The organism is Oceanibacterium hippocampi, assembly GCF_900172325.1.
Classification (GTDB): domain Bacteria; phylum Pseudomonadota; class Alphaproteobacteria; order Sneathiellales; family Sneathiellaceae; genus Oceanibacterium; species Oceanibacterium hippocampi.
Genome location: NZ_FWFR01000001.1, coordinates 1,998,222 through 2,017,792 on the forward strand (window position 1 = coordinate 1,998,222; position 19,571 = coordinate 2,017,792).

Genomic DNA, 19,571 nt, shown 5'->3' on the forward strand with positions numbered 1-19,571 from the left:
GGTGATCGGGGCCTGCCATGTCGTTGCGGGGCCCGCCAGCAGGGAGCAAACGGATAGCCATGTCCTCCAGCAGTCAGGCCGCGTCGTTGGACGCGGGGCGCGATTTCTTCGACAGCGTTCTCAAGCGCGACGATCCCGAGATCTATGCGGCGATGACCGGCGAGCTCGGTCGCCAGCGCGACGAGATCGAACTGATCGCGTCGGAGAATATCGTCAGCCCGGCGGTTCTGGCAGCCCAGGGCAGCGTGCTCACCAACAAGTATGCGGAAGGGTATCCGGGCCGGCGCTACTACGGCGGCTGCGAGCAGGTCGATATCGCCGAGAGGCTCGCCATCGACCGGGCCAAGGCGCTGTTCGGCTGCGATTTCGCCAACGTGCAGCCGCATTCCGGCTCACAGGCCAACCAGGGCGCCTTCATGGCGCTGGTCAGGCCGGGCGACACGGTCATGGGCCTTTCCCTGGCGGCCGGCGGGCATCTGACCCACGGCGCCGCCCCGAACCAGTCGGGGAAATGGTTCGACGCGGTCCAGTACGGCGTCCGGCGCGAGGATTCGCTGGTCGATTTCGACGCGCTTTCCGACCTCGCCGAACAGCATCGTCCGAAACTGATCATCGCCGGCGGCTCGGCCTATCCGCGGATTTTCGATTTCGCCCGCTTCCGCGAGATCGCCGACAATGTCGGTGCCTACCTGATGGTCGACATGGCGCATTTCGCCGGCCTCGTCGCCGGTGGCGTGCACCCGAGCCCGTTCCCGCATGCCCACATCGTCACCACGACGACCCACAAGACGCTGCGCGGCCCGCGCGGCGGCATGATCCTCACCAATGACGAGGCGATCGCCAAGAAGGTCAATTCGGCGATCTTCCCGGGCCTGCAGGGCGGTCCGCTGATGCATGTCGTTGCCGCCAAGGCGGTCGCCTTCGGCGAGGCGCTGCAGCCGTCCTTCCGGGCCTATGCCCAGTCGGTGAAGGACAACGCGGAACTGCTCGCCTCTGTCCTGCTCGACGCCGGGCTCGATATCGTCTCGGGCGGAACCGATACCCATGTCGTGCTTGTCGACCTGCGCCCCAAGGGCCTGACCGGCAAGCTCGCCGAGGAAACCCTCGGCCGGGCCAACATCACCTGCAACAAGAACGGCGTGCCGTTCGATCCGGAGAAGCCGACGATCACGTCCGGCATCCGCCTCGGCAGCCCGGCTGCGACCACGCGCGGCTTCGGCAAGGCCGAGTTCGCCCAGGTCGGCAACCTGATCGCCGAGGTGCTGGACGGTGCGTCCCGCCATGGCGAGGAAAACGGGGCCGCGGAAGCCTCGGTGCGTGAAAAGGTCAAGGCGCTCTGCCAGCGCTTTCCGATCTATCCCGAGCTGTAGGCGGCAGCGGAAGCGAGGCAGGGGGGACCGTTCCATGCGTTGTCCATTTTGCGGAAACGACGACACCCAGGTGAAGGATTCCAGGCCGACGGAGGACAATACCGCGATCCGCCGGCGCCGATCCTGTCTTGCCTGCGGGGCCCGCTTCACCACCTTCGAGCGGGTCCAGCTGCGCGAACTGACGGTGGTCAAGCGCAACAACCAGCGGGTGCCCTTCGACCGCGACAAGGTCGCGCGATCGGTCATGATCGCGACCCGCAAGCGTCCGGTCGATCCCGAGCGGGTCGAGCGCATGATCAACGGCATCGTGCGTCAGCTGGAGAGTTCCGGCGAAAGCGAGATCTCGTCGAAGAATGTCGGCGAGCTGATCATGGAAGGTCTCGCCAATCTCGATCCGGTGGCCTACGTGCGCTTTGCCTCGGTCTACAGGAACTTCCGCGAAGCCAAGGACTTCGAGACGTTCGTGGGCGGGCTGAGTGGCGACCCCGAGCAGAAGTAGCGCCCGCGACCCTGCCTTCATGGACCTGGCCCTGGGGCTTGCCGCGCGCGGCCTCGGGCAGGTCTGGCCCAATCCGGCGGTCGGCTGCGTGCTGGTCCGGGACGGTCGCGTCGTCGGCCGCGGCTGGACCCAGCCGGGTGGCCGCCCCCATGCCGAGACCGAGGCGCTTGCCCGCGCCGGCGATGCCGCGCGGGGCGCCACCGCCTATGTGACGCTCGAACCCTGCGCCCATCACGGCCGCACCGGGCCCTGCGCCGAGGCGCTAGCCCGGGCCGGGGTCGCCCGTGTCGTCCATGCCCTCCGCGACCCGGACCCCCGGGTCGACGGCGGCGGGGCGGCGCTGCTGCGGGCCGCCGGAATCGCGGTCGAGGAGGGCGTGGGAGAGGCCGCCGCGCGGCGCCTCAATGCCGGGTTCCTGAGCCGCCTCGGCCGGGGCCGCCCGCTCATCACGCTCAAGCTTGCGACCAGCCTCGACGGACGGATCGCCGCGGCCGGCGGCGAGAGCCGCTGGATCACCGGCCCGGCGGCACGGGCCCACGGCCACGCACTCCGCGCCAGCCACGACGCGATCCTGGTCGGCGCCGGAACGGCCCGGGCCGACGATCCGTCGCTCGACTGCCGGCTGCCCGGCATGGCGGCGCGTTCGCCGCTCCGGATTGTCATCGCCGGCGCCGGCCCGCTCGACGGCGCGGCGAAACTTCGTGCCACGGCGGCCGAGCGTCCGACCTGGCTGATCGTTGCCGCGGGGGCCGAGGGCCGTTTCGCCGACTGGGCCGGCGCGGGGGCGGACCTGCTGCCGGTCGCCGCCGGCGCCGACGGCCGGCCCGATGCCGGCGCGGCGCTCGCCGCGCTCGGCCTGCGCGGCCTGACACGCCTGCTCGTCGAGGGTGGGGCCGGCCTTGCCGCGTCTCTGCTCCGGGCCGGGCTGGTCGATCGCCTGGCCTGCTACCGGGCGCCGATGCTGATCGGCGGGGACGGGCTCGCGGCAAGCGAAGCGCTCGGAATCGGCCGTCCCGGCGAGGCGCCGCGCTGGCGCCGGACCGGGCTTCGCGCGCTGGGCGACGATCTACTGGAAACTTTCGACGCAGCGGATTAAGTAGGGCCCCATGTTTACTGGCATCATTACCGATGTCGGGCGGGTGCGGGGGATCGAACGGAACGGCGACAGCCGGGTCACGATCGGCACCGCGTTCGACACCGACAGCATCGAACTCGGCGCCTCCATCGCCTGTTCCGGCGTCTGCCTGACCGTGGTCGGCAAGGGCGAGGACTGGTTCGCCGTGGACGTCTCGTCGGAAACCCTGCGCTGCACCGCGCTCGGCGCCTGGTCGGAGGGCAGCCCGGTCAACCTGGAACGGGCGCTGAAGGTCGGCGACGAGCTGGGCGGCCATGTCGTCACCGGCCATGTGGACGGCCTGGCGACGCTGGTCTCGCGCGAGCCGGAAGGCGGGTCGATCCGCCTGACCTTCGAGGCGCCGGCCGAACTCGCCCGTTATATCGCGCGGAAGGGCTCGGTCTGCCTCGACGGCGTGTCGCTGACCGTCAACGACGTCGACGGCGCCCGCTTCGGCATCAACATCATTCCCCATACCCAGTCGCGGACCACCTTCGGCGAGATCGCCGTCGGCGATACGGCGAACCTGGAAATCGACATCCTGGCGCGCTATGTCGCCCGGCTCGGCGAGGCGAACGGCGCATGACGGCATACAGAGAGTTCCTGTCGCCTCCCGAGGAGATCATCGAGGATGCGCGGAACGGCCGGATGATCGTCCTCGTCGACGCGGAGGACCGCGAGAACGAGGGCGACCTCGTGATCCCGGCGCAGATGGCGACGCCGGAAGCGATCAATTTCATGGCCAAGTACGGGCGCGGCCTGGTCTGCCTGGCGATGACGCGGGAACGGGTCGAGCAACTCGGCCTGCCGCTGATGGCGAAGGACAACATGTCCCGCCACCAGACCGCCTTCACGATCTCGATCGAGGCCCGCGAGGGCGTGACCACCGGGATCTCGGCGGCCGACCGGGCGCGCACCATCGCCGTCGCGATCGACGGCTCGCAGGGCGCCGAGGCGATCGCCACCCCCGGACATGTCTTTCCGCTGATGGCCCGTGACGGCGGCGTGCTGCGGCGGGCCGGCCATACCGAGGCGGCGGTCGACATCGCCCGCCTCGCCGGGCTGATCCCGGCCGGCGTGATCTGCGAGATCATGAACGACGACGGCACCATGGCGCGGCTGCCGGACCTGGTGCAGTTCGCCCAGTTCCACAATCTGAAGGTCGGTACCATCGCCGACCTGATCGCCTACCGGCGGCGCCACGACAGCCTGATCAAGCGCGAGCTGGAAAGCGACTTCCACAGCCACTACGGTGGCGACTGGAAGATGATCGTCTATACCAACATGCCGGAATATGCCGAGCATGTGGCGCTGGTGAAGGGCGACATCTCGGGCCCGGAACCGGTAATGGTCCGCATGCACGCGCTGAACGTCCTGACCGACGTGCTCGGCGACCGCGGCGCGGCGGAGGGCCAGCTCGCCAGGGCGATGGCGACGATCGGCCGGGCCGGGCGCGGGGTCGTCGTGCTGATCCGCGAGCCACGCGCGACCGCGCTTTCGGACCGGGTGCGGATGAAGATCGGCGAACCGCCGAAGGTCCCGGCCGAGCTTCGCGACTATGGCATCGGGGCGCAGATACTGATCGACCTCGGGGTCAGCCGGATGGTGCTGCTCTCGAACACGGCGCGAACCATCGTCGGTCTCGACGGCTACGGCCTCTCGATCGTCGCGCAGCGCCCCATCGAAGAAAACGGGAAGTGAAGTCATGGCCGATGCGCCGCATATCCTCATCGTCGAGGCTCGCTACTACGACGATATCTCGGACGCCCTGCTTGCCGGCGCGCAGCAGGCGCTGGCCGAGGCGGGTGCCACCACCGAGGTGATCACGGTGCCCGGCGCGCTGGAGATCCCTGCCGTCGTCCGCTTCGCGATCCGCGCCATGGACCTGGTCGGCGGGCGCCGTCGCTACGACGGTTACGTCGCGCTCGGCTGCGTGATCCGGGGCGAGACCTCTCATTACGACATCGTCGCCGGTGAAAGCGCGCGCGGCCTGCAGGAGCTTGCCCTGAATTTCTCGATCGCCATCGGCAACGGCATCATCACCGTGGAGAACAGCGACCAGGCCTGGGCCCGCGCCGCCGTCGACCGCGGCAACAAGGGCGGCTTCGCGGCCAACGCGACGCTCGCGATGCTGGACGTGAAACGCCGTCTCGGCCTGTTCCCGCGATGAGCGACGACAGCGCAGCCCTGACCCGAGACCGCCGCCGGATCGCCCGCCTGAATGCCGTCCAGGCGCTCTACCAGATCGAGATCGCCGAGCTCGATGCCGAGGCGGTGATCGCGGAGTTCATCGCCCATCGGCTCGGCTACCAGGGCGAGGACCGCGATGTCGAGGACGGCCCGAACGACGGCGAGCCGGACTGGTTCCGGGACGTGGTGAACAGCGTGACCGAGCGCCTGGCCGAACTCGACGGGCTGATCGACGGCGCGCTCGACAAGGGTCGCAACGTCGGCCGCCTGGAGCCGATCATGCGGGCGCTGCTGCGAGCCGCGATCTACGAGCTGGTGGCCCGCATCGACGTGCCGGCGCGGGTGGTCGTGAACGAGTATGTCGACGTTGCGCACGCCTTTTTCAGCGGCAACGAACCGGCCTTCGCGAACGGCGTCATCGATCGTATCGCGCATCAGGTACGGGTTCAGGAATTCGGTAAGAAACATCACTGAAGAGACTGGAAAGATAACCGAATTCGGACTTATAGAGCGCTATTTCGCGCCCCTGTCCGAGGCCGCGCCCGGGGCCATGATGCTGCGCGACGACGCCGCGCTCATCCCCGGCCGGGCCGGTGTCGACACGGTCTGCACGGCCGACATGCTGGTCGCCGGCGTGCATTTCCTGGCCGACGACCCGCCCGCCGACATCGCCCGCAAGATGCTTCGCGTCAACCTGTCCGACCTTGCCGCGATGGGCGCCGAGCCGCATGGATACCTGCTCTCCATCGCCTTTCCGGCGGCCCCGGAGGCGGCCTGGATGGAGGCCTTCAGCGCCGCCCTTGCCGAGGACCAGGCGCGCTTCCGCGTGACCCTGCTGGGCGGCGACACCGTCTCGACTTCCGGCCCCCTGACGCTCAACGTCACGGCGCTCGGCCATGTCCCGCACGGCCAGGCCCTCACCCGTGGCGGCGCCCGCCCGGGTGACCGGGTCGCGGTTTCCGGAACCGTCGGCGATGCCGGGCTGGCCCTGCTGCATCTGCTCGGGCGGGTCGAACCCTTCGCCGCGGAGGTGGCGGAGCCGCTTATGGCCCGCCTGCGCCGGCCGGAGCCGCGGCTGGCCCTCGGGCGGCGGCTCCGTGGCGTGGCGAGCGCCTGCCTTGACCTGTCGGACGGCCTGTTCGCCGATCTCGGCCATATCGCCGAGGTATCGGGCGTCGCGATCGTTCTCGACGCCTCTTCCGTGCCGTTTTCGCCGGCGGCCCGGCGCGTGCTGGCCGACCGCCCCGAGCTGCTCGGCGCGGCGATCTCGGGCGGCGACGACTACGAGCTGGCCTTTACCATACCGGCCGGGACCGAGGCGGCGCTGGCCGGGATCGCCGCGGAATGCGGGGTCGAACTGACCGCGATCGGCGTGGTCGAAAGCGGGCAGGGGGTCCGGGTCCGCGGCGCGGACGGCCAGGATATGGCTTTGGGATCAGGCGGTTGGCGCCATTTCTGATGGATTCGCATGTGAGGCATGCGTTTCTGTGAATTGTTTGTGACGCGTCAATCCCGTAGCGTTAAGTTCTTCATTTGGTTCGTCCGCTTTCACGGAGATCTGCATGCTTGCAATGCAGTATTCATTGCGTCTCCCGCGCGACCACGACATCGATTGGGTAAATCAGCGAGTCGAAAGACGCACCCGCCTTTTTCAAGGCTTCGAGGGTCTGTTACACAAGTCCTACCTGTATTCTCCAGAAGAAAGCGTTTACGCGCCGCTCTATATTTGGAGCAATACCGAAGCGGCCCGGCGGTTTTTGTTCAACGGCCTTTTCGACAGCGCGGTCGAAAGCTTCGGCCGCCCCCGTGTCCGTACCTGGAGTGTCCTCAATTTCGGCTACGGCAACCGCGACAACACGGTCGGTTATGCCTTTTGCGCCTTCGACAAGGTGACGAGCGACGATCAGCTCGCCGAGGTCGAGGGCCGCGAGCTGGCCCGCCACAGCGACCGCCTGCAGCGCCCCGGTCTCTACGCCCACTGGGTCGGCATCGATACCGACCGCTGGGAAGTGGCCCGCTTCAGCCTCTGGCGCGACAAGGAATCGGCGGTTCCGCCGGACGCCGATTGCGTCTACGGATACAAGGTCCTGCACGTGGACGAACCGCATTCGCTGAGCGCCTGAACGGCATGCCGGATGCGTGCCTTAATCACCCCTTAACCATCGCCGCTGCATCGTTCGACCGTGTTTCGAACGACGAGGAACGTGGTGCCGGCCAACAGGATCATCATAGCCGCGGTTGCCGCCATCGTGATGTCGGCGGATGGCCGGGCGATGGAACCCGTCCCGTCAGGGCATGCGCCGATGCCGCCGGACCCGATCCTGCTCGCCTCCTCGCCGGCGGCGAAGCCGGCCGAGCCGCCGGGCGTCGACGAACCGGCCTTCGTCCGCCTGCAGCCGTTCAGCGTCGCGATCTGGAAGCACAAGCGGGTCACCCACCAGGTCTTCCTGACGCTGACGATCGATGTCGCCGACGAGGACGCGGTCGAACATGTCCGGGCGATGCGTCCCCGCCTCCGCGATGCCTTCATCCGCGAACTGAACATGGGCTCGATCATGCGGGCCGAGGGCGACGGGCTGGACTACGACGGGCTCGGCAATCGGCTGACCGCGGTCGCCAAGCGGCTCCTGGGCGACGCGGTCGTCAACCGGGTCCTGATCGCGGACGCGCTCTCGACCGCAAGCTGAGCGGCAGCGCCGCGGCGAGCCGCCTGTTCAGGGCGGTCACGGCGTGAGCCGCTACGCCGGCTTCGCGCGCAACATCGCGTTGCTCGCCTCGGGCCAGGGGCTCGGGAACAGCATGATGTCGATCCTGATCGCGGTCAGCGGCCTGGTCGGCTACGCGCTTGCCGACGACAAGGGGCTTGCGACCCTGCCGGTCAGCCTGACCGTCGCCGGGACCGCGCTTGCGACCGTTCCCGCCTCCTTCCTGATGGCCCGCATCGGCCGCCGCTTCGGCTTCATGTTCGGCGCCACGCTCGGCATGTGCGGTGCCCTGGTCGCGGCCTGGGGCATCCATACGGGATCGTTCTGGGTTTATTGCGCGGGCTGCCTCTGCCTTGGCACCAACGCCGCCTTCAACCAGTATTTCCGCTTTGCCGCGGCCGAGTGCGCCGAGCCCGACCGGCGTCCGCGGGCGATCTCGCTGGTCATGGCGGGCGGTATCGTCGCCGGTTTCGCCGGGCCGGAAATCGCCAAGCATACCCGCGACCTGATGGTGCCTTTCGTCTTCCAGGGCACGCTGATCGCGGTCTTCGGCCTGTGCGCCGTGAATTTCCTGCTCGCCGCCTTCCTGAAGCTCCCGGAGCGGACGGCGGAGGAGGCGGGCGGGCCGCAACGGCCGCTGGCCACGATCATGCGCCAGCCGGTCTTCCTGGCCGCCGTCGCGTCCGGGATGATGGGCTATGGCGCGATGAGCCTGCTGATGACGGCGACGCCGCTCGCCATGGTCGCCTGCGGCCATGTCTTCGACGACGCGGCGACGGTGATCCAGTGGCATGTGGTGGCGATGTTCGGGCCGAGCTTCTTCACCGGCAGCCTGATCGTCCGTTTCGGGGTTTTGCGGATCATCGGGACCGGGATCGCGCTCGGCCTGGTCTGCGTCGCGGTTGCCCTCTCGGGTCTCTCGGTCGCGCATTTCTGGTTCACCCTGGTGCTGCTCGGGCTCGCCTGGAACTTCATGTTCATCGGCGGTACCGCGCTGCTCACCGAGAGCTACACTCCGGCCGAGCGGGCCAAGGTGCAGGCGACCAACGAATTCATCGTGTTCGGCACGGTCGCGACCGCCTCGCTCTCGTCGGGGCAGCTGCTCGACCAGTTCGGCTGGACGGCGGTCGGCACGGCGGCCTTGCCGCTCTATGCGATCGCGGCCATGGCGGTTCTCTGGCTGAGCCTCTCCGGTCGCCATCGGCCGCAGCGCGCGTGAGCCGGAAGCCCGGTGTTTCCGGGGCTTTGGCCTTGCGCGGGCTGGGCAACTCTGGCATAAACCGGCCGGCTTCCGGTCGCATCGCCAGAGTGGGGAAGGTGCGTGTTCCGCCGGTCGTCGTTGCTGTTGTCGCGAATAATCGACGCCGGGGGCATTTCACCGGCTATCCATAAATATCAGAGGGGTCGAAAACAATGTCCGAAGCGTTGTGGTTCCCAATTGTGTGTGGCGTGCTGGCGCTACTCTACGGAGCATATGCCAGCCGTGCCGTGCTGTCCGCCTCGGCCGGCACGAAACGCATGCAAGAAATCGCAGCCGCGATCCAGGAAGGTGCCTCGGCGTATCTCAATCGCCAGTATCTGACGATCGGTCTCGTCGGCATCGTGATCTTCCTGGTGATCAGCTTCGGCCTGTTCGACATCATGGTCGGCCTCGGCTTCGCGATCGGCGCGATCCTGTCGGGCGCCGCCGGCTATATCGGCATGAACGTCTCGGTGCGGGCCAACGTACGCACGGCCGCGGCGGCCCAGAAGGGCCTGAAAGAGGGTCTCGACATCGCCTTCAAGGCGGGCGCCATCACCGGTCTCCTGGTGGTCGGCCTGGCGCTGCTCGCGGTCGCCGGCTACTACGCCGTCCTGGTTTCGATCGGCGCTGAAGGCCGCGCCATGGTCGACCCGCTGGTTGCCCTCGGCTTCGGCGCCTCGCTGATCTCGATCTTCGCCCGTCTCGGCGGCGGCATCTTCACCAAGGGCGCCGACGTCGGCGCCGACCTCGTCGGCAAGGTCGAAGCCGGCATCCCTGAGGACGACCCCCGCAACCCGGCCGTGATCGCCGACAACGTCGGCGACAACGTCGGCGACTGTGCCGGCATGGCCGCCGACCTGTTCGAGACCTATGCCGTGACCACGGTCGCGACGATGGTGCTTGCCTCGATCTACTTCGTCGGCAACGGCGCCCTGCTGATCTATCCGCTGCTGATCGGCGGCGCCTGCATCATCACCTCGATCATCGGCACCTTCTTCGTGCGCCTCGGCGCCAGCCAGAATATCATGGGCGCCCTCTACAAGGGCTTCATCGTGACCGCCGTGCTTTCGGCGCTGGCGCTTCTGCCGATCACCGCCTGGGCCGTCGGCCTCGACAGCGAATTCACGATCGGCGTCAAGTCCTTCACCGGCTGGAGCCTGTTCTGGTGCGGCGTCACCGGCCTGGTCGTCACTGGCCTGCTGGTCTGGGTGACCGAGTATTACACCTCGACCGAATACCGCCCGGTCCGCTCGATCGCGCGTGCGTCCGAAACCGGCCATGGCACCAACGTGATCCAGGGCCTGGCGATCTCGATGGAGGCGACCGCGATCCCGGCGATCATCATCGTTGCCGGCATCATCGTGTCCTACAATCTTGCCGCGCTCTTCGGCATCGCCATCGCGGTCACGACCATGCTGGCGCTGGCCGGCATGGTGGTCGCGCTCGACGCCTACGGCCCGGTCACCGACAATGCCGGCGGCATTGCCGAGATGGCGGACATGGACGAGGGCGTCCGCAAGATCACCGACGCGCTCGACGCGGTCGGCAACACCACGAAGGCGGTCACCAAGGGCTATGCGATCGGCTCGGCCGGTCTCGGCGCGCTGGTGCTGTTCGCCGCCTATACCGAGGACCTCGCCTACTTCTCCAAGAATGTCGCCGAATTTCCCTATTTCGAGGGGGTGATGGTGAACTTCTCGCTGGCCAATCCGTATGTCGTCGTCGGCCTGCTGCTCGGCGGCATGCTGCCCTATCTCTTCGGCGCCATGGGCATGACCGCCGTGGGCCGCGCGGCCGGTTCGGTCGTGGTCGAGGTGCGGCGTCAGTTCCGCGAGATCCCGGGCATCATGGAAGGCACCGCGAAGCCGGATTACAGCCGCGCCGTGGACATGCTGACCAAGGCGGCGATCAAGGAAATGGTGATCCCCTCGCTGCTGCCGGTGCTGGCCCCGATCGTCGTCTACTACGTGATCCTCGGGATCGCCGACAAGTCGGCCGCCTTCTCCTGCGTCGGCGCGATGCTGCTCGGCGTGATCGTCACCGGCCTGTTCGTCGCGATCTCGATGACGGCGGGCGGCGGCGCCTGGGATAACGCCAAGAAGTACATCGAGGACGGCCATCACGGCGGCAAGGGCACCGATGCCCACGCCGCTGCGGTGACCGGCGACACGGTCGGCGATCCCTACAAGGACACCGCCGGACCGGCCGTCAACCCGATGATCAAGATCACCAACATCGTCGCCCTGCTGCTGCTCGGCATGCTGGCGCACTGAGCCGTGACCGGCCGGTCCGGGCCGTCAGGTCCGGGCTGGCCCGCCCGGGTTCATCCGGGAACGGAAGCGAAAATGGAAAGGCCCCGCCGGTTGTCCGGCGGGGCCTTTTCGTTGTCCTGGTCGCTGTCCGTCCCGTCGCGCCCGGGTCAGGCGGGGAGGGAACTTGCGGTCAGCCGCCCGGCGGCTGCGGGCCGCGCGGCGGGCCGGCGCTGTTGCCGCTGTTGGCATTGTTGAAGCGTCCGAAATTGCCGACGAGCTGCTCGAGGATGCCGAGCTGCTTGCCATGGGTCACCGTCTCGCGCTCGACCAGCTCGATCTCGCGGCGGTCCTCCATGCCGAACTGCTTCACTTCCGACACCGTGTCGCTGCCATTGAAGGAGACGACGACGACCTTCTGGTCGATGACCTTCGGCTCGAGAAAGGCGAAGCGCTCGGTGCGCCGGCTGATGTAATACCAGGCATCGCCGGCCTCGGTGAAGGTCGAGGTGCTGGACGGGAAGCCGAGCATCCGGCTGACCTCGTCGCGTGTCGTCACGCCGGGCTTGATCGCCTCGACCTGCTCCATGTCGAGGACGAAGCCGCGAACCGTCTGTTCGGAGGTGCAGGCGCCGAGCGCGAGGGCGCCGGCGACAAGGCAGAGAACGGGGCGAAGGATGGGCATGTTCCTCTTCTGCGCCGGCAGGATGCTTGACCTCACAGCGCAAGCTCGTAAGTTCTGCGGTGCAAGATGGCACCGCCATCCGGCAATTGTCAATTCCGGCAGCGGCGGACGTGCCGAATTGCCGCGCCCACGTGACGGACCCTTATGGCATTTTCCAATCCCTTCCGGAAGTCGCCGCTGAAGAGCGCGGCCTATCGCCTGTATGGCGAGATCGTGGAGCAGGCCCGGGATCCGGGCTTCTACCGGAATGCCGCGGTCGACGACAGCGTCGAGGGCCGCTTCGCGATGATCGTCCTGCACCAGTTCCTGGTGCTCCGGCGGCTCAAGGGGGAGGGCGAGACGGCCGAGACCCTGGCCCAGCACCTGTTCGACATCATGGTCGACGACCTCGACAGGTCGCTCCGCGAAATGGGTGTCGGCGATCTCGGCGTCGGCAAGCGGGTGAAGAAATTGGCGCAGCGTTTCTACGGCCATGTCGCTTCCTATGACGAGGCGCTGCAGGCGTCCGGGGATGCGGCGCTGGCTGCGGCTCTTGGTCGCAATCTCTATCAGCTCGATGACGACGCGGACGCGGCGGCGGGATCGCCGGCCGGCCCCGGCGTCGCGGCAGGTCCGGCGGCACTGGCAATCCCGGCGATGGTCGCCTATGTCAGGCGCGAGGCGGCGCGGCTCGAGGGACGCGCGATCGAGGCGATTGCCACAGACGGACCCGATTTCGGCGCGCCGCCGGAGGTTCCCGCCGACGCTCGCGACAACGGCTGAAAACCGCGCCGTCCGGGATGGCGCGGGGGATCGCACGGGCGCGCGGAGCGCGCGCGAAAGGCGTTGACCCGGTCATGCGTAGGCCCTATTTTCCCGCCTTCCGACCGTGCGATCAGGCGGACGAACCTGCTCTAGCGGAGGATGCAATGACTGAACAGCCGGCCATGGGCGCCTTGCAACGCGTCGTCGACGTGTCGGGTTTGCGGGCGGCGCCGCTGACGGTTTCCGTCAAGGTGTCGGACGGTGAACGCGAGGCGCTGGCCAGGGAACTCGGGATCGAGGCGATCACGGCGCTGTCCGCGCAGGGCGAGATCCGACGGGCGGCGGGCGGCATTGTCCATCTCTCGCTTCTGGTCGAGGCGGAGGTCGTGCAGCTTTGCGGCGTCAGTCTCGAGCCCGTGCCGGAGCGGGTCGAGGAACAGGTCGAACTGGATTTTGCGCCGCCGGACGCATCGGGCGATAATCGGCAGCGGGAGGTCTTCGTCGATCCCGACGAGATCGAGCCGCCGGATCCGCTGATCGACGGCAAGATCGATCTCGGCGCGGTCGTGAGCGAGCATGTGGCACTGGGATTGAACCCCTATCCGCGCAAGGAGGGGGTCGAGATCCCGGCCGAGTTCGTTGTCGGCGACGACGACGAGGACGGAGAGGACGGGCAGGTCGAGGACGGCCGACGCGGTCCCTTCGCGGTGCTGGCCAACCTGAAGGCCAGGGATTGAACTTGCGCCCCTTGGCGGGCGCCGTTAGAACGAACGCCGCCGGTCAGGCGGCTGTGAATAGAGAGAAGTAAGTCATGGCTGTACCCAGAAAGAAGACTACCGTTTCCAAGCGTAACATGCGGCGTTCGCATGACGCTTTGAAGGGCGCGAGCTACGCGGAATGCACGAACTGCGGCGAAACCAAGCGGCCTCACCATATCTGCCCCTCCTGCGGGCACTATGGCGACCGCGAGGTGGTCGAGGCCAGCGGCACCGTTTGATTGGCGCGGGCGTGCAACGCGGCGCTGACATAGCACGATGAGCGAGCCCATCGTCATCGCCCTTGATGGCATGGGGGGCGACGAGGCCCCCGGTGCAGTCATCGAGGGGATGGATATCGCGCGCGTTCGCTTCCCGAACGTGCGCTTCCTGCTGTTCGGCGACGAGGCGCTGCTGCGCGGCCCGGTCGAGGCCCGCGAGGGCCTTTCCGGGATCTGCGAGATTCGCCATACGAGCGAGCGTGTCTCGGCCGAGGCGAAGCCCAGCCAGGCGCTTCGCAAGGGCCGCAAGACGAGCATGCGGCTGGCCATCGACGCGGTCCGCGACGGCGAAGCCAAGGGCGTGGTCTCGGGCGGCAATACCGGCGCGCTGATGGCCATGGCGAAATTCTCGCTGAAGATGCTGCCGGGGATCGACCGGCCGGCGCTGGCCTCGTTCCTGCCGACCCAGCGCGGCGAGAGCGTGATGCTGGACCTCGGCGCCAACGTGCAGTGCGATTCCGAGAATCTGGTGCAGTTCGCGGTCATGGGTGCCGATTTCGCGCGCGCCGTGCTGGGCCGCCGGCGGCCCACCGTCGGGCTGCTCAACGTTGGCATCGAGGAACTCAAGGGCAACGACAGTATCCGCGCCGCCGGCGACGTGCTGCGCCAGTTTCCCAATGCCGCCTTCGACTACCAGGGTTTCATAGAGGGTGACGACATCACCGCCGGCACGGTCGATGTCGTGGTCACCGACGGCTTCACGGGCAATGTCGCGCTGAAGACCGTCGAAGGTGCGGGCAAGATGATGCAGAGCTATCTGCGCATCGCCTTCGAGAGTTCCTGGCTGTCCCGGCTCGGCTACCTGCTGGCCCGGCGCAGCCTGCGCAGCCTTGGCGAGCGGATCGACCCGCGGCGCTACAACGGCGGGGTCTTCCTCGGCCTCAACGGGGTCTGCGTGAAGAGTCACGGAGGCACCGACGCGGTCGGCTTCGCGCAGGCGATCGGCGCGGCCGTCGACATGGTTTCGGAAAAGATGATCGATCACATAATCGCCGACTTCCGGCATCTCGACATGAGCGCCGGGGAGGCCGACCCGTCGGCGGGCGCAGTGCCGGTGGCTGTGGAAGGAAGCGGCAAACCGGGGGCGCAGGCAGTTGCGGAATAACATACGGCGGTCAGTCATCCGGGGGTGTGGCGCCTATCTGCCGGAACGGGTCCTGACGAACGAGGAACTGGCATCGCGCCTCGATACCTCGGACGAGTGGATCGTTTCGCGCACCGGCATCCGCCAGCGTTACATCGCGGCGGAGGGCGAGCTGACCTCCGATCTGGCGACCCGCGCGGCCGAGGAGGCGCTCGCCGCCTCCGGCATCGCGGTCGACGATATCGACCTGATCATTCTCGCCACGGCAACGCCGGACGAGACCTTCCCGGCAACCGCGACGACGGTGCAGCGCAATCTCGGCCTGCGCCGAGGCGCCGCCTTCGACATCCAGGCGGTCTGCTCGGGCTTCATCTTCGCGCTCGCGACCGCCGACAACTTCATCCGTGCCGGCCAGGCAGAGCGTGCTCTGGTGATCGGCGCCGAGACCTTCTCCCGGATCCTCGACTGGGAGGATCGCTCGACCTGCGTGCTGTTCGGCGACGGGGCCGGGGCCGTGGTCGTCGAGGCGGCGGACGGCAACGGCGGCTCGGACGACCGGGGCGTGCTCGCGACCTGCCTGCATACCGACGGCGTCCATCACGACTATCTCTATGTCGATGGCGGGCCGTCCTCGACCCAGAAGGTCGGCCATCTCCGCATGGCCGGGCGCGAGGTCTTCCGCCACGCGGTCGTCAATCTGGCCGAGGTCGTCAACGAGGTCCTGGAGGCGACCAACCTCACGGCCGACGCGATCGACTGGCTGGTGCCCCATCAGGCGAACAAGCGGATCATCGACAGCACCGCCCGCAAGCTCGGGCTGGCCCCGGAAAAGGTCGTGCTGACCGTCGACCGGCATGGCAACACCTCGGCCGCGTCGGTGCCGCTGGCGCTCGCGGAAGCGGCCGCCGACGGCCGGATTCAGGAGGGTCAGTTGGTGCTGATGGAGGCGATGGGCGGCGGCTTTGCCTGGGGCGGCGCGCTGGTTCGCTGGTAAGCGGCCGGGTCACGCCGGGCCGGTCGGCGACGGAATACTTAAAGGTTTAATGCTATCCCTCTGATATTGACACGTTTTTCCGGGAGGTCTAATCTCCGGGACCGGTAAGAACAAGGTGCAATATGTCGGGGAAAACGGTCACGAGGGCGCAGCTTGCAGAGGCTGTCTATCAGGAAGTCGGATTGTCGCGGAACGAATCGGCCGATCTGGTCGAATCCCTGCTCGATGAAATCGCCGACGAACTGATCGAAGGGGAGTCGGTCAAGATCTCCTCATTCGGAAGCTTTCAGGTCCGTTCCAAGGGCGGCCGGGTCGGCCGCAATCCGAAAACCGGGGAAGAGGTGCCGATCCAGCCGCGTCGCGTGCTGGTGTTCCGGCCCTCACATGTGCTGAAGGATCGCATCAACGCCGCCTTCGGTCGTCGGCAGGAAGGCTGAAGATGGCAAAGCTCGCGACACAGCAAGGCGGCCGCGCGGCCGTCGAGACGGACAGCACCACGGCGCGGCGCGGGCGGAAGTCGCCCGACGCCTTCCGCACGATCAGCGAAGTGGCCGACGAACTGGACGTGCCGCAGCATGTCCTGCGCTTCTGGGAGAGCAAGTTCGCCCAGGTGAAGCCGATGAAGCGCGGCGGTGGCCGGCGCTATTACCGGCCGTCCGATATCGATCTCCTGCGCCGGATCCGCGACCTGCTCTACAAGGAAGGTTTCACGATCCGGGGTGTCCAGAAGGTGCTGCGCGAACATGGCGCGCAGCCGGCCGCCGATCCGCATGAACTGGCCAACCAGGCCGCCGCCAAGGTCGGCGGCGAGGCCGAGGGCGGCCGCCCGGCGGCGGCGACCCGGGCCGCCGTGCCACTGGCCGGCGACCAGCTCGAGATGCTGCAGCAGATCATGGACGAGCTGACCTCGATCCGCAGCTATCTTCACAAGGAAACAAAGCGCTAAACGGCGTTTTTAAGGCAAGGTTCGAGTATCCAGCCGGGTTGCCGGAAGGCAAGTCGAGGCGGATGCCTTCGGCCATTGCGAAGGCCAGACGGGGTCGCTATAGTCCGACGCCCGAGACGGACCCGGTCGCGGAGCGTAGCGCAGTCTGGTAGCGCACTTGACTGGGGGTCAAGGGGTCGTGGGTTCGAATCCCGCCGCTCCGACCAGGGTCCGCCACGGGCTGCGAGGCACGCGTCCCGCCACCTCTCCCAAAGATCATTCCCCTGAGCGTCCGACCTCCCGGGCCGGGCGGCCTCACGCCGGCCGCACAGCCGCTCCGGCGTCAGCCGGTCCGATCCGGGTACAGGCCCAGGGACATCAGCAATTTCCGGACCCTCTCGTCGGTCAGCAGGTAGAAGGCGTTCCGGCCCGCCCGGCGTCGTGTCACGATGCCATGCTGCCGCAGGACCCCGAGATGCTGGGAAATCGTCGATTGCCGGAACCCGGTCGCCTTCTGCAGATCGGCGACGTTGCGCTCCTGCTCGGCGAGCAGGACGATCAGCGTCAGGCGCTCGCCGCGGGTGAACAGCATCAGCCAGTCGGATGCGTCGGGGGCCCCTTCCTGTGCCAGGCGCAGGGCCCGTGTCCTGGTGAGGCGTGTCGTGCCGGGCGGAACCGTTCGTTTCCGGGATCGCGGCATCGCGCGGTCGACCATGTGAATTGAATGAGGAATCGGTTGTACAACCTGTATCGATTTGCCGTCAAGCGCACCGCGACGGGGCGCCGCAGGGTGCCGCTTCCGATTGAATATCCGGCCCGGCCGGATATCTTCTCCGCATGTCCATGAACGTCATCTCAGGGGTGGGCGCGCCTCCGGTCCGCGCCGCGACCGCGGCCGCCGATCGTCGGATTGCCCGCTGGCTGTTCCTCGTCGCGCTGCTGGTCTTCGCCATGCTGGTGCTGGGCGGGGTCACGCGGCTCACCAATTCCGGATTGTCGATGGTCGAATGGCGGCCGGTGACCGGCTGGCTGCCGCCGCTCGGCGAGCAGGCCTGGCAGGAGGAATTCGCCAAGTACCGGACCTCGCCCGAGTATCGGAAGGTCAACGCGGGCATGTCGCTCGACGCCTTCAAGCAGATCTACGCCTTCGAGTACGGCCATCGCCTGCTCGGGCGGCTGATCGGGCTCGCGTTCTTTCTGCCGTTCCTCTGGTTCCTGATCCGCGGACAGGTCGCGCGACCGCTCGCCGTCCGGCTGGCCGGGATCTTCCTCCTCGGCGGGCTTCAGGGCGGCATGGGCTGGTTCATGGTGAAAAGCGGCCTGGTCGATCACCCGGACGTCAGCCACTATCGCCTGACGGCCCATCTGGCGCTCGCCATCGCGATTCTGGGCGCGCTGCTCTGGACTGCCTGGGGCCTGATCGGACGCCCGGCGGAAGATGGCGATCCGTCGGCGCGGAGGGCGCTCGCGCCGCTCGCGCGTCTCCTGCTCGGGCTCGTTTTCCTGCAGATCCTGCTCGGCGGGCTGGTCGCCGGAATCAATGCCGGGCTGCTCTATAACGAATGGCCGCTGATGGGCGACGGGCTGATACCGGAAGATGTCTGGTCGCTGTCTCCCTGGTATCTCAATCCGCTGGAGAATCACGCGACCGTGCAGTTCGATCACCGGCTGGTCGCCTATCTGATCGCCGCGCTGGCTGTCTGGCTCTGGCTGCGGGCCCGGCGCCTCGACCTGCCGGCCGACCTGGGACTTGGCCTTCGCCTGTTCTGGCTGACCTTCGCCCTTCAGTTCTGCCTCGGCATCGCGACCCTGCTTGCGCAGGTGCCGGTCTCGCTCGGCGCCCTCCACCAGGCCGGCGGGGCACTGACCTTCGCGGCCGCGCTCTACCTGGTGCATCGTTCGCGCGATGCCGTCGGCAACGTACGCGGGACGGCCGCGCCGGCGGGCGGCCCGGGCCCGGTCCGGCCATGACCGAGGCGCTCCGCCTGCTCTATGTCACCACCGCCGACGCGGAGGAGGCGCGATCGATTGGCCGCGCCGCGGTCGAGGCAGGGCTCGCCGCCTGTGCCAACGTGTTGCCGGCGATGACCTCGATCTACCGCTGGCAGGGCGCGGTCGAGGAGGCGGGCGAGGCGGTGCTGATCCTGAAGACCCGGGCGGCGCTGGTGGCGGCGGCGACCGACCTCATCCGCGAGCGGCACAGCTACGATCTGCCCTGCGTCGTCGCCTTGCCGATCGTGGGCGGCAACCGGGGCTTCCTCGACTGGATCGTCGCCGAGACGGGTCCCCGGGATGCTCGCTAGGCTCGACCACCTGGTGCTCACCGTCGCCGATCTCGAGGCGACCCGCGCCTTTTATTGCGACCTGCTCGGCATGGAACCCCGGCGCTTCAAGGGCGGCCGGCTGGCGCTTCATTTCGGCGACGCCAAGATCAACCTGCACCAGGCCGGGCGCGAGTTCGAACCGAAGGCGGCGAGGCCGACCCCGGGCTCGGCCGATCTCTGCTTCATCGCGGCCTGCCCGCTCGACGAGGTCAGGTCGCGGCTTGCCGCCGCCGGCGTCGCGGTCGAGGCGGGGCCGGTCGCGCGGACCGGCGCGCTCGGCACGATGACCTCGATCTATCTGCGCGATCCGGACGGCAACCTGGTCGAAATATCTGAATACGATCAGTGCCGCGTCCGAGGGTTACATTCGCCCCGCCTGTAGTATGGAACGCTTCACAAGAGCTTTGCC

The 19,571-nt window shown here is 67.9% G+C and carries 24 protein-coding genes and 1 tRNA gene; 23 read left to right on the forward strand and 2 right to left on the reverse strand.

Going from position 1 to position 19,571, the window contains the following annotated elements; translation table 11 throughout:
* The first annotated feature begins 59 nt into the window (after positions 1-59).
* From glyA to OCH7691_RS09530, 12 genes are all read left to right on the forward strand, one after another.
* Entirely contained in the window at positions 60-1,370 is a 1,311-nt protein-coding gene (gene glyA / locus OCH7691_RS09475; RefSeq protein ID WP_085883131.1) for a serine hydroxymethyltransferase, read from the forward strand.
* A 34-nt stretch (positions 1,371-1,404) separates the two neighbouring features.
* Positions 1,405-1,869 carry a transcriptional regulator NrdR gene (nrdR, locus tag OCH7691_RS09480; RefSeq protein ID WP_085883132.1) on the forward strand — a complete coding sequence of 155 codons (465 nt, stop codon included), beginning with the start codon at positions 1,405-1,407 and terminating at the stop codon, positions 1,867-1,869.
* 19 nt (positions 1,870-1,888) lie between these two features.
* A complete protein-coding gene (ribD, locus tag OCH7691_RS09485) occupies positions 1,889-2,965 on the forward strand; it encodes a bifunctional diaminohydroxyphosphoribosylaminopyrimidine deaminase/5-amino-6-(5-phosphoribosylamino)uracil reductase RibD (protein ID WP_085883133.1) in 1,077 nt (358 codons plus the stop codon).
* A gap of 10 nt (positions 2,966-2,975) precedes the next feature.
* Positions 2,976-3,569 carry a riboflavin synthase gene (locus OCH7691_RS09490; RefSeq protein ID WP_085883134.1) on the forward strand — a complete coding sequence of 198 codons (594 nt, stop codon included), beginning with the start codon at positions 2,976-2,978 and terminating at the stop codon, positions 3,567-3,569.
* On the forward strand, positions 3,566-4,684 hold the full coding sequence (gene ribB / locus OCH7691_RS09495; protein ID WP_085883135.1) for a 3,4-dihydroxy-2-butanone-4-phosphate synthase: 1,119 nt from the start codon (positions 3,566-3,568) through the stop codon (positions 4,682-4,684). The genes OCH7691_RS09490 and ribB overlap by 4 nt, the downstream gene beginning before the upstream one ends.
* A 4-nt stretch (positions 4,685-4,688) precedes the next feature.
* Positions 4,689-5,153: a 6,7-dimethyl-8-ribityllumazine synthase gene (locus tag OCH7691_RS09500; RefSeq protein WP_085883136.1), complete on the forward strand. Its 465-nt coding sequence runs from the start codon at positions 4,689-4,691 to the stop codon at positions 5,151-5,153.
* The gene (gene nusB / locus OCH7691_RS09505) at positions 5,150-5,647 is read left to right on the forward strand and encodes a transcription antitermination factor NusB (protein WP_085883137.1); all 498 of its coding nucleotides are present in this window, start codon (positions 5,150-5,152) and stop codon (positions 5,645-5,647) included. The genes OCH7691_RS09500 and nusB overlap by 4 nt, the downstream gene beginning before the upstream one ends.
* Positions 5,648-5,660: 13 nt before the next feature.
* Positions 5,661-6,632, forward strand: coding sequence for a thiamine-phosphate kinase (thiL, locus tag OCH7691_RS09510; protein ID WP_370853111.1), 972 nt, complete (start codon positions 5,661-5,663; stop codon positions 6,630-6,632).
* Positions 6,633-6,735: 103 nt separating this feature from the next.
* Positions 6,736-7,296, forward strand: coding sequence for a DUF4865 family protein (locus OCH7691_RS09515; RefSeq protein WP_085883139.1), 561 nt, complete (start codon positions 6,736-6,738; stop codon positions 7,294-7,296).
* Between the two features lie 84 nt (positions 7,297-7,380).
* Positions 7,381-7,860 (forward strand): hypothetical protein, encoded by a 480-nt coding sequence (locus OCH7691_RS09520; protein ID WP_085883140.1) that lies wholly within the window; start codon positions 7,381-7,383, stop codon positions 7,858-7,860.
* A 43-nt stretch (positions 7,861-7,903) separates the two neighbouring features.
* Positions 7,904-9,097, forward strand: coding sequence for an MFS transporter (locus tag OCH7691_RS09525; RefSeq protein WP_139839602.1), 1,194 nt, complete (start codon positions 7,904-7,906; stop codon positions 9,095-9,097).
* 194 nt (positions 9,098-9,291) lie between these two features.
* Positions 9,292-11,394, forward strand: coding sequence for a sodium-translocating pyrophosphatase (locus OCH7691_RS09530; RefSeq protein ID WP_085883141.1), 2,103 nt, complete (start codon positions 9,292-9,294; stop codon positions 11,392-11,394).
* Positions 11,395-11,563: 169 nt separating this feature from the next.
* Here OCH7691_RS09530 and OCH7691_RS09535 read toward each other — a convergent pair whose 3' ends face one another.
* Complete coding sequence (locus OCH7691_RS09535) at positions 11,564-12,055, reverse strand: outer membrane protein assembly factor BamE (protein WP_085883142.1); 492 nt, start codon at positions 12,053-12,055, stop codon at positions 11,564-11,566.
* A 144-nt stretch (positions 12,056-12,199) separates the two neighbouring features.
* On the opposite strand from OCH7691_RS09535, the gene OCH7691_RS09540 reads away from it, so the two are divergent.
* From OCH7691_RS09540 to OCH7691_RS09575, 8 genes are all read left to right on the forward strand, one after another.
* Positions 12,200-12,817 carry a ubiquinol-cytochrome C chaperone family protein gene (locus OCH7691_RS09540; RefSeq protein ID WP_085883143.1) on the forward strand — a complete coding sequence of 206 codons (618 nt, stop codon included), beginning with the start codon at positions 12,200-12,202 and terminating at the stop codon, positions 12,815-12,817.
* A 146-nt stretch (positions 12,818-12,963) separates the two neighbouring features.
* The gene (locus tag OCH7691_RS09545) at positions 12,964-13,536 is read left to right on the forward strand and encodes a YceD family protein (RefSeq protein WP_176244978.1); all 573 of its coding nucleotides are present in this window, start codon (positions 12,964-12,966) and stop codon (positions 13,534-13,536) included.
* A 74-nt stretch (positions 13,537-13,610) separates the two neighbouring features.
* On the forward strand, positions 13,611-13,796 hold the full coding sequence (gene rpmF, locus OCH7691_RS09550; protein ID WP_085883145.1) for a 50S ribosomal protein L32: 186 nt from the start codon (positions 13,611-13,613) through the stop codon (positions 13,794-13,796).
* Positions 13,797-13,833: 37 nt separating this feature from the next.
* On the forward strand, positions 13,834-14,940 hold the full coding sequence (plsX, locus tag OCH7691_RS09555) for a phosphate acyltransferase PlsX (RefSeq protein ID WP_085883146.1): 1,107 nt from the start codon (positions 13,834-13,836) through the stop codon (positions 14,938-14,940).
* Entirely contained in the window at positions 14,930-15,913 is a 984-nt protein-coding gene (locus OCH7691_RS09560; RefSeq protein ID WP_245826502.1) for a beta-ketoacyl-ACP synthase III, read from the forward strand. The genes plsX and OCH7691_RS09560 overlap by 11 nt, the downstream gene beginning before the upstream one ends.
* Positions 15,914-16,035: 122 nt before the next feature.
* Positions 16,036-16,350, forward strand: a complete 315-nt coding sequence (locus OCH7691_RS09565; RefSeq protein ID WP_085883147.1) for an integration host factor subunit alpha — start codon at positions 16,036-16,038, stop codon at positions 16,348-16,350.
* A 2-nt stretch (positions 16,351-16,352) separates the two neighbouring features.
* Complete coding sequence (locus tag OCH7691_RS09570) at positions 16,353-16,859, forward strand: MerR family transcriptional regulator (protein ID WP_139839603.1); 507 nt, start codon at positions 16,353-16,355, stop codon at positions 16,857-16,859.
* A 129-nt stretch (positions 16,860-16,988) separates the two neighbouring features.
* A tRNA-Pro gene (locus OCH7691_RS09575) sits at positions 16,989-17,065 on the forward strand.
* Positions 17,066-17,181: 116 nt separating this feature from the next.
* On the opposite strand, the gene OCH7691_RS09580 is transcribed toward OCH7691_RS09575, so the two are convergent.
* Positions 17,182-17,538: an ArsR/SmtB family transcription factor gene (locus OCH7691_RS09580; protein WP_176244979.1), complete on the reverse strand. Its 357-nt coding sequence runs from the start codon at positions 17,536-17,538 to the stop codon at positions 17,182-17,184.
* 137 nt (positions 17,539-17,675) lie between these two features.
* On the opposite strand from OCH7691_RS09580, the gene OCH7691_RS09585 reads away from it, so the two are divergent.
* The 3 genes from OCH7691_RS09585 to OCH7691_RS09595 are packed head-to-tail and all read left to right on the forward strand — an operon-like array spanning position 17,676 to position 19,544.
* On the forward strand, positions 17,676-18,809 hold the full coding sequence (locus tag OCH7691_RS09585) for a COX15/CtaA family protein (protein WP_217807879.1): 1,134 nt from the start codon (positions 17,676-17,678) through the stop codon (positions 18,807-18,809).
* Entirely contained in the window at positions 18,806-19,141 is a 336-nt protein-coding gene (gene cutA, locus OCH7691_RS09590) for a divalent-cation tolerance protein CutA (protein ID WP_085883149.1), read from the forward strand. The genes OCH7691_RS09585 and cutA overlap by 4 nt, the downstream gene beginning before the upstream one ends.
* Positions 19,131-19,544: a VOC family protein gene (locus OCH7691_RS09595; RefSeq protein ID WP_085883150.1), complete on the forward strand. Its 414-nt coding sequence runs from the start codon at positions 19,131-19,133 to the stop codon at positions 19,542-19,544. The genes cutA and OCH7691_RS09595 overlap by 11 nt, the downstream gene beginning before the upstream one ends.
* Positions 19,545-19,571: the final 27 nt, after the last annotated feature.